The organism is Tessaracoccus oleiagri (genome assembly GCF_900103275.1).
Taxonomy (GTDB): Bacteria; Actinomycetota; Actinomycetes; order Propionibacteriales; family Propionibacteriaceae; genus Arachnia; species Arachnia oleiagri.
Window position 1 is genome coordinate 1 of record NZ_FNGP01000006.1, and the last position, 13,355, is coordinate 13,355.

A 13,355-nucleotide genomic window follows, 5' to 3' on the forward strand; every position below is an offset into this window, starting at 1 on the left:
GGTTGTTGTAACGGATCCGGATGTTGTCGCCGCCGCGGATCTGGATCGCGTCCGGGTGGGCCTCGGCGTTGCGCATCAGGTGGTGGACGTAGTTGTGCTCCACCACCACGTTGTCGGCCGTGATGAAGATGCCGTCCTCCGCGGAGTGGATGTTCGAGTAACGCACGGTGCCCGAACCACTGTTGAAGTAGATGCCCTTGCCGTCACCGCCCTCGTTGCTCACCTCGACACGCTCGATCAGCGTGCCCGACACACCGGGGTGCACACGGATCGGGTACCGCGCAGCACCCGTGGACACCCGGGAGTTGCGGATCGTGACGTTGTTCGCCTGGACGTCGATCGAACCGTCCACATCCAGCCCGTCGATCACCGTCCCGGGCGTCGTCACCACGATGCTCCCCGACCGACGCAGCACCGTCCCGGCAGGCACGCCGGTGTTCGTCGCGTTCGGGAACCCCGTCGGCGCCGCGGTCTGGGTCGGCGTCGGGGACGCGGTCGGCGTCGGCGAGGCGGTCGCGGTGGGGGTGGGGGACGCGGTCGGCGTCGGGGACGCCGTCGGCGTGGGGGACGCGGTGGGCGTGGGCGAGGCGGTCGCGGTGGGGGTCGGCGACGCGGTCGGGGTGGGCGAGGCCGTCGGCGTGGGCGACGCGGTGGGCGACGGCTTCGCGGTCGGGGTCGGTGACGCGGTGGCGGTCGGCGTGGGGGACGCCGTCGGCTCGGGGGTCACCTCCGTCGAGTAGGGCACGCCGTCGATCGAGGAGTTCGTGACGACGGCCGGGTTGCTCGAGGTGAAGTAGAAGTCATGGCGGCAGTCGAAGAGGTCGACACGGTCGGCGGTGTAGTTGCCGTGCGCGATGCCGTTGGTCCGGTCGGCCTGGCAGTACACCTGGGTGTTGAGGATGCGCGCGCCCTTGAAGCCGTCGTAGATGCGGATGGCGTTGTAGCTGCCGCTCTTCACGATGGTGTTCTTCACGGTGACGTTGTCAGCCTTGATCTTGATGTCGCCGGTGACGAGCCGGCCGTCGATCACGGCGCCGTCCTGCTTGACCTCGATGGTCCCCGACTTGACGAGGCTGCCCGTGTCGATGGCGGCGAACTGGGTGGCGCCTGAGGCGGGGACTGCGATGGCGCCGATGCCGAGCGCGCCGGCCGCGAGCACCGTGCCCACGAGGCCGACTTGCTTGCCACGGGCACGAGGGAACCCCGCGAGAATTCGCGTTTTTCCTATCATAAAGAAAGTAAATCCTTCCGGATGGGGCCCCGCTGGAGAACGGGCCCTTTGATGGGGAGTCACCGACGTTTCCGACGGCGCGACTCACACCTTAATAGAAACCTGAGAGTTTCTAATACTCGGCCCCGATTAGTTGCCAAAGCGGATTTCAGATGGCGTCTTTATTAAGATCCGCTCTCGAAAGGGGCCTCGAACTCGTGCATCCGGGACTTCAGGTCCTCGACGTCGGTGTCCCACCAGCGCTCCGCCAGGAGCCGCTCGATCGTCTCCGGGGAGAAGCGGTACCGCACCACCCGGCCGGGATTCCCCACCACCACCGCGTACGGCGGCACGTCCTTGAACACCACCGCTCCCGCGCCGACGACGGCGCCATCGCCGATCTCGTGCACGCCAGCGCTGATGATGGAGTTGTGCCCCAGCCAGACGTCGTTCCCGATGCGCAAGGGGCTGTACTCCCGCTCCTTGCTCACGTAGCCCAGCCCGGGGTTGAAGAAGAACCCGTGCATCGACTTGCGCTCCAGCGGGTGGTCGAGCGTGGCGGCGAAGGCGGTGCGGGCGATCGACGAGTACCGCCCGATGCTGGTGCCGCGGCCGAACGAGAACGGGACGAAGCAGCCGCCGTGGGTGTACAGCCCAACGTCCACCCCGTGGTGGTTCCGGAAGATCTCCCTCAGGGTAGTGGAACGCATCTCCCCTCCCTCGAGGGCGAGGCAGAGTCTGGTCACGACGCCCCGAACGGATCGCCGGCGTATCCCGTAGAGGCGGACCAGCACGCGTTCCAGCCACGGAGTCATCACGGCCCCTCGCTCGATTCGGGTCGCCGGTAGCCGCGGGCCAAACCGCGCCGCAGGGTCCCGCCCATCTCGCGGACGAACTTCACCGGTCCGATCAGCCGTGCCGCGCGCCAGAGGTGGAAGCCGCGGAACCTCGGCACCGGCAGGCCGAGGAGTCCCAGCGCGGTGAGCCGCGCCGCCACGAGCTTCCTGCGGCGCACGAGCCCCTGGGCGGCGACGACCCGGTGGGCGTCGCTCTCGGTGAGCTCGACGTACCCCGCCTCCGCGGCCCCTTCCACGAGCCTCCGACCCAGTGGGGTGCGCGCCAGGACGACCGAGATGCCCTCCGGCGACTCCTCGCGACGGTGCCAGGCGTCGCCGCCCGTCACGTCGGCCAGTTCCCCCAACCCGTCGGGGCAGACCTGGCACCGCAGCTGTCGATGCCGCCGGGCGAGCGCCCCCCACGACTCGTCGTAGCTGAGTGAGGCCTCCTGCCCGTCGCGGCCCCGGACCCGGAACCGCCCCGGCCAGCCGTCGCCGCGGTAGCGGACGGAGGCGATGCGGTCCTCGTCGAACCCGAGCGTCGAGGCGAGCCCCAGGGTGCCCGCCGAGGCCGGCGTCCCCGCGCAGAAGAAGCTCAGCACCGCTCCGAGGTTGCGGTCGAGGGCGGGACGCTGTTTGCGCAGCTCGGCCACGGCGGCCACGTCGCACGGCTTGCCGACGAACACGCAGGGGCCGTCCGCCTCCTCGATGAGTCGGAGCGCCTCGACCGGGGAGGAGGGTGCGTACCTCGACCCTGCGTTCGCGAGGAGCCCCGCGCGATCGTGGCTGGTGATCGTGCGGTTCGTCCAGGGCTGCGTCGGTTCCATCCCGACGTGGACGACGAGCCGCATGCCGAGCCGCTCCACGCAGTACGCGGCCAGCGCGGTGACGATGCCGCCCGAGGACGCCCTGCGCCGGACCTCGGGGTCCGCCGCCCAGCCCTCCCAGATCGCGTCGGCGGGTCCGACGAGCAACTCGTCCCGGTCCGTCGGTGCCGGCCTGCCGGAGGCGGGCGACCGCACACCCGCCCCGGGACAGGCGGCGACGATGCGGTCCTTCACCTCGATGGGTAGCGCCGCCACGCCGACGGGGCGGGCTCCGATGGTCGGGACGTCGCGCATCGTCACGCCGCCGTCGGCACCCAGGTAGGCGCACGCGCCACACCCCGAACACATGTGCCCGGCGAGCACGGCGTCCAGCGGGTGGGTGCTCATCTGCTCTCCCCTCGCAGCAAGCGTGGACCCACTATAAATCGCCGCCCACGCTCGTGGCGGGGTTCCGCACAACCTCCTCCGATCGGGCTGGCGGCCGGGGCCCAACTGCTAATGTCTTGGCAACATGGCAGGGTGGCCGTTGGAGTAGGCGGTGGGACATGGACTTGGGAAGCGCGGTCAAGGTCCTGCTGCGCCGCTGGGTCGTGGTCCTCGTCGGGTTGCTGCTCACCGTGGGGGGTGCCGCCTACCTGTACCTCTCGGCACCGCCCAGCTACACGGCCGGGGCGAGGATGCTCCTGCTGTTGCCGCCCAACGCCCGCGGCGCAGACGCCGTCGGGAGTCCCTTCCTGTACCTCCCTGACGGCCTCAACGTCATCGGTCGGCTCGTCTCCGTCTCCGCCACGACGCGCGAGTTCCGGGAGGCGATGGCGGCGGAGGGGCTCACTTCCGGCTACCAGGTGACGGTGGACCCCCAGAACCCCATCGTCGTGATCGCGGTCGAGGGGCCTGACCCGGAGGACGTGCTCGCCACCAGGGACTGGATGGTGGGCGCTCTCCAAGAGGAGTTGCTCGCGGTGCAGGTCGAGGAGGGCGCGCCCGAGGCGCAGATCGCGCACGCCAGGGTCTTCGCCGCGGAGGAACGTCCCGTCGAGCAGGGCAACGCGCGGCTGCGCGAGGTGATCGGGGTGCTCGGTGTGGGAGGTGTCGTCACGCTGCTGGCGGCATTCGGCGTCGACCGCCTGTTCCAGCAGCGACGGGCCCGCCGGGCCACCACCGACCTTCGCTGAGCTTCCCTTCCCCGAGATAGTCGGGGGTTCTCTCGAAAAGGGTCTGAGCGTATAGTCAGTGCATTACGACCGTGTGTTCGGGGGAAATCATGGTCAGTGTAATCATTGCCGCGCACAATGAGGCGCCGGTACTCGGCGCGACGCTCGACGCACTGCTGCGGGCCGCGCCCGATGCCGAGGTCATCGTCGTCCCGAACGGGTGTACCGACGAGACGGCACAGGTCGCCCGCAGCCGCGAGGGGGTCACGGTCGTCGAACTGGAGAAGGGCAGCAAACCGCTCGCGATGAACGCCGGCGACGAGGTGGCGCGCACCTTCCCGCGGATCTACCTGGACGCCGACATCATCGTGCCGCCGGGAGGGGTCGCCGCCCTCGAACGGGCGCTCGAGCGGCCGGGCGTCCACGCCGCCGTGCCGGGACGATTCATGGACTGCTCGGGGCGCCCGTGGCCGGTGCGGGCCTGGGTCAGCGTGCACCGTCGGCTGCCGGTGTTCCGCGACGCGCTGTTCGGCCGCGGCATGATCGCCCTATCCGCGGAGGGCCGGTCCCGGTTCGAGGAGTTCCCGCCGATGGTGGCCGACGACCTCTTCCTCGACGGCATGTACTCCAGCGACGAGAAGACCGAGGTCGCCGAGGTGCGGGTGGTCGTCGAGTCACCGGCGTCCACCGGTGAGCTGCTGCACCGCCTGATCCGGGTGCGACGGGGATCCGCGGCCATGCGGGGGGCCGCACAGCAGGGCGAGGTGCCGATCTCGATCCGCCCGGCGCGGCGCTGGTCCTGGCTCGTCGACGTGGTGTTCAAGGACCCGAGGCTGGCGCCGGCGGGGGTCGTGTACGCGACGATCACGACGGCGGCCGCCGTCTCCGCCCGCCTGCAGCGACGGGGCAGCATGGACTGGGGCCGCCGCGCGGCTCGGCAGTCGCTCGACCAGCGCGCTGCATGACCTACCGCAGGGACTTCGTCAGTACCCGCACACCACGCGCGAGCCGCTTGCCGGCCGGAAACGGCGCCAGTGCGAGGCGCTCGATGTCGTCGGGCTCCCAGCCGCGAACGTACGAGGAGCGGGGCACCAGGCGCCCGCGGGTGACCGGCCCCCCGTCGCTGCTGAACACCGTCCGGTAGTGCGCCAGGCTGCGCAGGACGCGCCGGTCGTAGCTGCCGAACGGAATGGCGAACTCGTCGACCGTGCCCTCGGACGCCTCCTCCAACCGGGCCCGCGATCCCCGGCTCTCCCGCTCCAGGGTCGCGTCGTCGGCGCGCCGGAGATCGACGTGCGCCCAGCCGTGACTACCGATGCCCATGCCGGCCGCGCGAAGCCTGGCCAGCTCGTCGGCATCGAGGTACCGCGCCGCGCCCAGCCGCCCCGCGCACGGGAAGAAGGTGGCCCGCAGCCCCCGTTCTGTCAGCGCCGGAAGCGCCCGGTCGACGTCGCTGCGGTTGCCGTCGTCGAACGTGATGACGAGGTCGACGCGCCCGTCGCGGTGCACGTCGGCGAGCGCGTCGGCGAACTGCAGCCACAGGCCGGCGGGACACCAGAACGGCCGTTCGTCGTCGGGCACGTCCCGCGGCGGCTCACCGATGCCGTGGAAGTTGAGGACGACCCGACGGCGCCCGCTCACGTCGACTCCGCGCGGCGCGTGCGGAGGAACCGGGTCAACTCCTCCTCGTCTTCCAGGGGCACGAACCGCCGGCCGTGGTCGTCGACGTCCGGGTCGGGGGCCGCGTACGAGTGGCGCTCGAACCGCGGGCGGCCGAGCACCTCGTCGAACACGTCGCCGAAGACCTTCGCCTGGCCCGCCCAGTCGAACATCTCCACCACCCGCGCCCGCGCCCTGCGGGACAGGTCCACCCGCAGCTCGGGGTCCGCGACGAGCCGCTCCACCTCGTCGGCCATGGCCACGATGTCGCCGGACGGGACGTAGCGGACCGCGTCGCCGCCGGTGACACGGGTCTCCTTGAGGTCGAACGAGACGGCCGGGAGCGCGTAGGACATGTACTCCAGCGTCTTGTTCATGGTGGAGAGGTCGTTGAGCGGCGTCTTGAGGTCCGGCGAGACCCCGATGTGCGCGCGGCTCAGCTGCTCGGCGATCTCTCGCTTGTCGACCCGGCCGGTGAACGTGACGACGTCGTCGAGCCCCATCTCGGCCGACTGCCGGCGCAGGTCGTCGAGGCAGTCGCCGAAGCCCATGAGCGTGGCGCGGATGTCCGTGCGGCCGCGGCGGCGCAACTCGTCGACGAGGAGGAGCACCTGGTCGACGCCATCCTGCGGGCCCATGATGCCCAGGTAGGCCAACATGGTGAGGCCCTCCGGCACCGGCTGCTCGGGATAGATGGGCCGCATGCGAGCGGTGTCGGGTCCGCTGCGCACCACGTCGACGTCCTCGGGGCGCTTCCGCCCGCGGCGCAGCGCGATGGCGCGGTAGGAGTCGTTGGTGGAGATGACGCGGTGCGCGGTACGGAACGTCCTGCGCTCCAGCCAGTGGAGGAACGCGAGTTCCAGCCTCTGCACCGCAGTCTTCGGTGCGCCGAACCGGCTGTGGAACAGCTCCGGGTTCAGGTCGTGGTGGTCGAACACGAACCGGACCCCGCGCAGCCGCCACAGCAGGGCCAGCAACCAGTAGGTGTCCGGCGGGTTGCAGGCCTGGATCATCTGGAACGGCCCGCGCTCCCGCCACGCCACGACGCTGAGCCACGCGGTCCGCAGCCAGCTGTAGACGAACTCGACGGCGTAGCCGAGCGCCCCGGTGGCCACGGGTGCCGGGGCGTACTTGTAGATGCGGGCCCCGTCGATGGTCTCCCGGGCCGGATCGCCCGGGCCCTTGGGGCAGATCAGGCTGACGCGGTAGCCGCGGTCGAGCAGTTCGTGGAATTCCAGCTGCACCCTGCGGTCCACCTGGATGGGCAGATTCTGGACGATGACGAGGACATGAGGGTCGTCTCCCCCGATAGAACGACTCATTTCCGAAGGATAAAGCCCATTAGCACATAAGTGGGGGTTCCGTCAAAATATTTGAAGGATTAGACTCGGGTCCAACGAGAAAGACGCCTTCCATGGGGGGTGGGCGCGCTCGTCGACAAGGCATGATTCATCGGGGGAGACATCATGACCGACCTCACCGCGCCCGAGCGCGCGTTGACGCTTTCGGGGCTCGCCAAGCCCACCGTAGCCGCGGCCGAGACGTGGTCCCGCTGGTCCTTCTCGGCCCGGACCCAGCACGCCATACTGATCGCGATAGACGCAGTCGTCATCATCGCAGCGCTCGGCGTCACCCTCGCATGGGGCTGGAGCCGGGACCTCATCCACCTGACCGCGGAGCACGTGCTCGTGACCGCGGGCATGCTGGTGGGCTGGATCGTCCTGCTCGGCCTCACGGGTGCGTACTCGCTGCGGCACCTCCGCGCCGGCCCGGTGGAGTACCGGCGCGTCGCCAACGCCTCGGTGGTGGCCGCCGGGATTTTCGGCGTCAGCTGCTACCTGCTGAACTACTCCTACCCGCGGACGATGTTCGGGGTTTGGGTGGTCGTGGGCCTGTTCGGGCTCCTGCTGTTCCGCCTGGCGCGTCGCCGCGTCATGCACGGCCTGCACCGGCGCGAGCTGTTGCTGACACCTGTGCTCATGGTGGGGTCGGTGGCGCATGTCGACGAGGTCGCCATGGTGTTGTCCCGCGAACGCTGGATGGGGTACAAGATCGTCGGCGCGATCACTCGCGAGGAGACGACCTCCACCGGCACCGGCCTGCGCGTCCTCGGCGGGCTCTCCGACCTCAAGAGCGTCATCGAGCAGCACAAGGTGTCGGTGGCCATCTTCACGGAGGGCTCGTTCGATTGCCCCGGCGACTTCCGGCGCCTCGCCTGGAAGCTCGAGCAGTCGCGCATCCAGCTGCTGGTCGTCCCGACACTGGCGGACATCAGCCCCGACCGGCTCGAATTCCGCCCGTTCGGCGGCCTGCCCTTGGTTGACGTCGCCAGGCCCCGGGCGCTGCGCTCGCTGCGCTGGTCCAAGCGCGTCAGCGACGTGGTCGCGTCCGCGATCCTGTTGGTGCTGGCCCTGCCCATCCTCCTGGTGACGGCGCTCCTCGTGAAGCTCGAGGACGGCGGCCCGGTCCTGTTCCGCCAGCGGCGCGTGGGGCTGAAGGGGCAGGAGTTCGACTGCCTCAAGTTCCGCTCCATGTGCGTCGACGCCGAGGCCCGGCTCGCCGCGCTGCAGGCGCAGAACCAGGGCGCCGGCGTGCTGTTCAAGATGGTCGACGACCCGCGGATCACCAAGGTGGGCAAGTTCATCCGCCGCTACTCCATCGACGAGTTGCCGCAGCTCTGGAACGCGCTCCGCGGCGACATGAGCCTCGTCGGGCCCCGGCCCGCGCTCCCACGCGAAGTGGCACAGTACGACTCGGACACCCGCCGACGACTCGAGGTGCGCCCCGGGCTGACGGGGCTGTGGCAGGTCTCGGGCCGCTCGACCCTCTCCTGGGAAGACACCGTCCGGCTCGACCTCTACTACGTCGACAACTGGTCGATCATCCAGGACGTGATCATCCTGCTCAAGACCTTCCGGGCCGTCGTCGGCTCCTCGGGAGCCTACTGACGCCCGGCGCCACGTCAGCGCCACTCCACGCCCGCGATGAAGGTGACGAACGTCACGACGTTCACGCTCGCGTGGACCAGGAACGTCAGGAGTGTGTTCCCAGTGCGCCGGGCCAGGAGCGTCAACGGCAGCGCGAACAGGAGCAGAGTAGGCCAGGATTGTGGCTGCCAGAGGTGATAGACGGCGAAGAGCCCAGCGCTGACCACGACACCCACCCAGGGGCGCCGCCCGGGGATCCGTTGGAGCAACCAGCCCCTGAAGTAGACCTCCTCCACTGCAGGGCCGAGGACGACGAGGGTCACCACCCAGAGGATGGCGGTGGGCAGGAGTAGCGACCCGGGCAATTCGGCGAGCTGCGCCGCGTCACCGCCGACCCAGGAGGGCACCCACGCGAACAGCGATGAGCGCATCCAGCGCTCGGACCACACGGCGAGGCCGGGGAGAAGAAGGCAAACCGGCCCGAGGACCAGGAGTGACCTGATGTCCCGTCGACGCGGCCTCCGCACCCCCAACTCACGCGCGACCGTCCCGACCCGCAGACCTCGCGAGGACAGAGCGATGGCGCCGATCTCGAAAGGGATGACGACGAGCACCACGCCGGCCATGAGCCCCCATATCGCCGGCAGACGGTGTGCCACGAGCCAGGAACCGGCGAGGACCTGAAACAGGAGGAGGACCGCACCGGGCAGCAGGTGCAGAGCGATGGCCATGGGCCACGAGAGGGCCTCATTCCGAGGCCGTCGGAGTGTGCGCGAGGCGGCTCCCATTGGGAGCCCCGGTTGTGATTTGAGTGTCATGGCCCGAGTCTGCGGAGTAACCTACTGGACGTGGAAGGTCCACATTCCAGTAGCGACGCCGGGGTCAGGATCACTTCCGAGCGAGCCGCTCGGATCCTTCTCTCACCCGCCGACCGCCGTTTCCTCGAGCCCTTCATCGGCCGGGCGCGCACGACGGCGCAGGCCGCCCGCGAGGTGGGGGTACCCGTCGAGACGATGTCCTACCGGGTGCGCTCCCTCATGGGTCACGGATTGCTCGAGCGGGCCGGCAGCGTCGCGCGCAAGGGGCGGCCGATGACGTTGTACCAGGCACCGTCGAAGCTCGAGGCGCCTCTCGACCTCCTGCCCTACGACGACGTCCGCGGGTACTTCGAACGCGTGGACGCGGTGGGGCGGGAGCTCTTCCTGTCTGCGTTGGCGGCCCGCGCTGCACGAGCACGACTGGCCCAGTGGGTCGTCCAGCTGTATCGGGCGGACGACGGTGGGGTCCACCTCGACCTCGCGGCTGAGCGCGGGCAGGTTTCGCCGTCCGACCTTCAGGCGCCGGCGGCTCCGGCGATCGCCTTCAACTGGATTCCCGCCCATCTGTCGCCCGAGGAGGCGAAGGAACTCCAGCATGAGCTGGCGGCCCTCGTCGCGCGCTTTGCCGACACACAGGACGGCGCGGGCGAACCCACGCACCTCCTCGGCGTCTTCCTTACTCCCTTGGATCACCCGACGCGACGCCGCGACTAGTGTGGGGCGCATGATATTCATCGTCGTGAAGTACCAGGTCCAGCCCGGCAAGGCCGACGAGTTCCTCGAGGCCACGCGGGAATTCACCGAGGCGACGCGCCGCGAGGAGGGCAACCTCTTCTTCGAGTGGTCGCGCAGCGTCGAGGACGAGAACGAGTTGGTGCTCGTCGAGGCGTTCAAGGACGGCGCGGGCGAGGCACACGTGAGCTCGCCGCACTTCCAGGCCGGTCTGGACGCGATGCGTCCGTTCCTCGTCGCGACCCCGCACATCGTCTCGCGGCAGGTCGACGGCGAGGGCTGGGACGAGATGGGCGAACTTCGAATCGCTTGATGGGGGTCCCGGCGCGTAAACTCGCTCCGGCCCAACAGTGAGGAACCCCACATGCCAATCCGCGAAGACCTGCGCAACGTCGCCATCATCGCCCACGTCGATCACGGCAAGACCACGCTGGTCGACGCGATGCTGTGGCAGTCGGGCGCGTTCCGCGAGGGGTCCGACGTCGACAACCGCGTCATGGACTCCATGGACCTCGAGCGCGAGAAGGGCATCACCATCCTCGCGAAGAACACCGCCGTCCGCCACCGCCGCCCCGACGGCACCGAGGCGACGGTCAACATCATCGACACCCCCGGCCACGCCGACTTCGGCGGCGAGGTCGAGCGCGGCCTGGAGATGGTGGACGGCGTCGTGCTGCTCGTCGACTCGTCCGAGGGCCCGCTCCCCCAGACACGCTTCGTGCTGCGCAAGGCGCTCGCCAAGAAGCTGCCGATCATCGTCGTCATCAACAAGGTGGACCGTCCCGACGCGCGCATCAGTGCCGTCGTGGACGACGTCTACGGGCTGTTCATGGACCTTCTTGACGACGACTCCGCGGACATCCTCGACTTCCCCATCGTCTTCGCGTCCGCGAAGGCCGGCCGTGCGTCGATGACGCAGCCCGAGGACGGCGGGATGCCGGACTCGCCCGACCTCGAGCCGCTGTTCGACGCGATCTTCCAGCACATCCCGGCGCCCAGCTACGAGGAGGGCGCGGTGCTGCAGGCGCACGTCACCAACCTCGACGCGTCCCCGTACCTCGGCCGTCTCGCGCTGCTGCGCGTCATCAACGGCGAGCTGCGTCGCGGCCAGCAGGTGGCGTGGTGCAAGACCGACGGCACGGTCCAGACCGTCAAGCTCACCGAGCTCCTCATGACCGAGGCGCTCGAGCGCAAGCCCGCGGAGAAGGCGGGGCCCGGCGACATCGTCGCCATCGCCGGCATCCCGGACATCATGATCGGCGAGACGCTTTCCGATCCGGAGAACCCGCAGCCGCTGCCGCTCATCCACGTCGACGAGCCGTCGATCTCCATGACGATCGGCATCAACACCTCCCCGCTCGCGGGCCGCTCCGGCAAGAACCTCACCGCCCGTCTCCTGAAGAACCGCCTCGACCAGGAGCTGATCGGCAACGTCTCGATCCGCGTGCTCCCCACCGACCGCCCCGACACGTGGGAGGTGCAGGGCCGCGGCGAGCTCCAGCTCGCGATCCTCGTCGAGATGATGCGCCGCGAGTCGTTCGAGCTGACGGTCGGCAAGCCGCAGGTGGTCACGAAGCTCGTCGACGGCAAGGTGCACGAGCCGATCGAGCGCCTCACCGTCGACGTGCCCGAGGAGTTCCTCGGCACCGTCACCCAGCTCATGGGCCTGCGCCGCGGCCGGATGGACACGATGGTCAACCACGGCACCGGCTGGGTCCGGCTCGAGTTCCTCGTGCCCGCCCGCGGCCTCATCGGGTTCCGCACCGAGTTCCTCACCGAGACCCGCGGCACCGGGATCATGCACCACGTCAGCGAGGGCTACGAGCCGTGGGCCGGCGACTTCCGCACCCGCCCCACCGGCTCGCTGGTCGCCGACCGGCAGGGCGTCGTCACGTCGTACGCGCTGTTCAGCCTCCAGGAGCGCGGCACGATGTTCGTCGCGCCGGGCGCCGAGGTGTACGAGGGCATGATCGTCGGCGAGAACCCGCGCGCCGAGGACATGGACGTCAACCCCACCAAGGAGAAGAAGCTCACCAACGTGCGCTCCTCCACCGCCGACGAGCTCGAGCGGCTGATCCCGCCGAAGGTCATGTCGATGGAGCAGGCCCTCGAGTTCTGCGCCGGCGACGAGTGCCTCGAGGTCACGCCGGACTTCGTGCGCATCCGCAAGGTGGCGCTGTCCGCCAACGACCGCGCCAAGCTGCGCAACCGGGCCAAGAAGGGCTAATCGGGCTGGAGGGCGGAGAGCTCGCGCACGAGGTTGGCGCGGGCCCGCTGCTCCCAGTGGGTGGCGCCGTGGGCGGTGTGGAAAAGCCGTTCGTGCCCGAGCAACTGCTCCAGCACCGCGCTGCGGCCGATCCGCCAGGCGTGGTCGTCGACGTGCGGCAGCTCGGCCCGGATGCCGCGGATGTTGTCGAGGTAACCCTTCCACGGACGGGCGAGACCGGCGAGGTCCGCGTCGGAGATCCGGGCGCCGGCCTCGTCGCCCGGTTCCGGGTCGTGGCCGATGGTCACCATCACCAGGCGCGCCACCTCTGTCACCTCCGCCGGCGTCAGCACAGCGCCGAGCTGCGCGCGGACGAGCTCCGCGGAGGCGAGCTCGTCGTCGGGGCTGGTGTTGGTGTGGACGGCGTCGTGGTACCAGAACGCGATGCGCTCGATCGGCGTGCCGCCGAGCTGGTCGAGGTACTCGAGGCCGCTCTCCAGGTGCTTGATCCCGTGGTAGTCGCGATGCGGCTCGCGCCACCGGGCGAGCAGGTCGTCGCGGATCTCGTCGGGCAGGTCGATGTTCACCACAGTCGATTCACTCCGTAGGCCATGCCGGCGAACGCGGCAGCCCACAGCATGCTCGCGAACGTACCGATGATGAAGAGTTCGCCGAGCCGGGGGTTGTCCCCCGCCCGGAGCTCCGGATAGCGGCCGAGGCCCTTGACCGCGAGGATCAGCACGAGCCCGCCGGGGAAGCCAGCGACGATGCAGGCGTACGTGCCGGCGCGCTCCAGCACCCCGATCCAGCGACCGCCGGGCAACCGCTCCTGGGCGTCCAGTAACTGCGGGTCCGGCTTCGGGCGCGGTGGGTCGACGCGTCGCAGCAGGGCCCTGACCGGCCCGTTGCCGAGAAGCGCGAGCGCACCGCAGACGGCGACCACCAAGGCCTTCCACACCATCTCCATGCGCACACCTCCCATCGGA

Annotated in this window: 14 protein-coding genes; 6 read left to right on the top strand and 8 right to left on the bottom strand. The window is 69.7% G+C overall.

Annotated features, from left to right (window positions below):
• From BLR46_RS13620 to BLR46_RS13630, 3 genes are all read right to left on the bottom strand, one after another.
• Positions 1-1,168, bottom strand: a 1,168-nt coding sequence (locus tag BLR46_RS13620) for a right-handed parallel beta-helix repeat-containing protein (RefSeq protein WP_218118480.1), incomplete at its 3' end; no start/stop codon positions are given.
• 227 nt (positions 1,169-1,395) lie between these two features.
• Entirely contained in the window at positions 1,396-1,920 is a 525-nt protein-coding gene (locus BLR46_RS15540; RefSeq protein ID WP_143008312.1) for a CatB-related O-acetyltransferase, read from the bottom strand.
• 104 nt (positions 1,921-2,024) lie between these two features.
• Positions 2,025-3,260: a Coenzyme F420 hydrogenase/dehydrogenase, beta subunit C-terminal domain gene (locus tag BLR46_RS13630; protein WP_093253330.1), complete on the bottom strand. Its 1,236-nt coding sequence runs from the start codon at positions 3,258-3,260 to the stop codon at positions 2,025-2,027.
• A 158-nt stretch (positions 3,261-3,418) separates the two neighbouring features.
• Here BLR46_RS13630 and BLR46_RS13635 point away from each other — a divergent pair, with 158 nt between their 5' ends.
• Positions 3,419-4,048, top strand: a complete 630-nt coding sequence (locus BLR46_RS13635; RefSeq protein ID WP_093253332.1) for a hypothetical protein — start codon at positions 3,419-3,421, stop codon at positions 4,046-4,048.
• Positions 4,049-4,137: 89 nt separating this feature from the next.
• Complete coding sequence (locus BLR46_RS13640) at positions 4,138-4,992, top strand: glycosyltransferase family 2 protein (RefSeq protein WP_093253335.1); 855 nt, start codon at positions 4,138-4,140, stop codon at positions 4,990-4,992.
• Between the two features lies 1 nt (position 4,993).
• On the opposite strand, the gene BLR46_RS13645 is transcribed toward BLR46_RS13640, so the two are convergent.
• Both BLR46_RS13645 and BLR46_RS13650 read right to left on the bottom strand, forming a co-directional pair.
• Positions 4,994-5,668: a polysaccharide deacetylase family protein gene (locus tag BLR46_RS13645; RefSeq protein WP_093253337.1), complete on the bottom strand. Its 675-nt coding sequence runs from the start codon at positions 5,666-5,668 to the stop codon at positions 4,994-4,996.
• A complete protein-coding gene (locus tag BLR46_RS13650) occupies positions 5,665-7,008 on the bottom strand; it encodes a glycosyltransferase family 4 protein (protein WP_093253340.1) in 1,344 nt (447 codons plus the stop codon). Before BLR46_RS13650 ends, BLR46_RS13645 begins: the two co-directional genes overlap by 4 nt.
• A 144-nt stretch (positions 7,009-7,152) precedes the next feature.
• On the opposite strand from BLR46_RS13650, the gene BLR46_RS13655 reads away from it, so the two are divergent.
• Entirely contained in the window at positions 7,153-8,634 is a 1,482-nt protein-coding gene (locus tag BLR46_RS13655) for a sugar transferase (protein WP_093253342.1), read from the top strand.
• Between the two features lie 14 nt (positions 8,635-8,648).
• Here the strand turns inward: BLR46_RS13655 and BLR46_RS13660 are convergent, their stop codons facing one another.
• Positions 8,649-9,344, bottom strand: coding sequence for a CPBP family intramembrane glutamic endopeptidase (locus BLR46_RS13660; RefSeq protein WP_176761788.1), 696 nt, complete (start codon positions 9,342-9,344; stop codon positions 8,649-8,651).
• Between the two features lie 117 nt (positions 9,345-9,461).
• Between BLR46_RS13660 and BLR46_RS13665 the strand changes: the two genes are divergently transcribed.
• Genes BLR46_RS13665 through typA form a run of 3 tightly spaced genes read left to right on the top strand, consistent with a single transcriptional unit; the run spans position 9,462 to position 12,390 of the window.
• Complete coding sequence (locus BLR46_RS13665) at positions 9,462-10,145, top strand: winged helix-turn-helix domain-containing protein (RefSeq protein ID WP_093253347.1); 684 nt, start codon at positions 9,462-9,464, stop codon at positions 10,143-10,145.
• Between the two features lie 10 nt (positions 10,146-10,155).
• Positions 10,156-10,476 carry a putative quinol monooxygenase gene (locus BLR46_RS13670; RefSeq protein WP_093253350.1) on the top strand — a complete coding sequence of 107 codons (321 nt, stop codon included), beginning with the start codon at positions 10,156-10,158 and terminating at the stop codon, positions 10,474-10,476.
• 51 nt (positions 10,477-10,527) lie between these two features.
• Entirely contained in the window at positions 10,528-12,390 is a 1,863-nt protein-coding gene (gene typA / locus BLR46_RS13675) for a translational GTPase TypA (RefSeq protein ID WP_093253352.1), read from the top strand.
• Here the strand turns inward: typA and BLR46_RS13680 are convergent.
• Both BLR46_RS13680 and BLR46_RS13685 read right to left on the bottom strand, forming a co-directional pair.
• On the bottom strand, positions 12,387-12,956 hold the full coding sequence (locus BLR46_RS13680; RefSeq protein ID WP_143008314.1) for an HD domain-containing protein: 570 nt from the start codon (positions 12,954-12,956) through the stop codon (positions 12,387-12,389). The genes typA and BLR46_RS13680 overlap by 4 nt on opposite strands.
• Complete coding sequence (locus BLR46_RS13685) at positions 12,953-13,351, bottom strand: hypothetical protein (RefSeq protein ID WP_218118481.1); 399 nt, start codon at positions 13,349-13,351, stop codon at positions 12,953-12,955. The genes BLR46_RS13680 and BLR46_RS13685 overlap by 4 nt, the downstream gene beginning before the upstream one ends.
• Between the last annotated feature and the right edge of the window lie 4 nt (positions 13,352-13,355).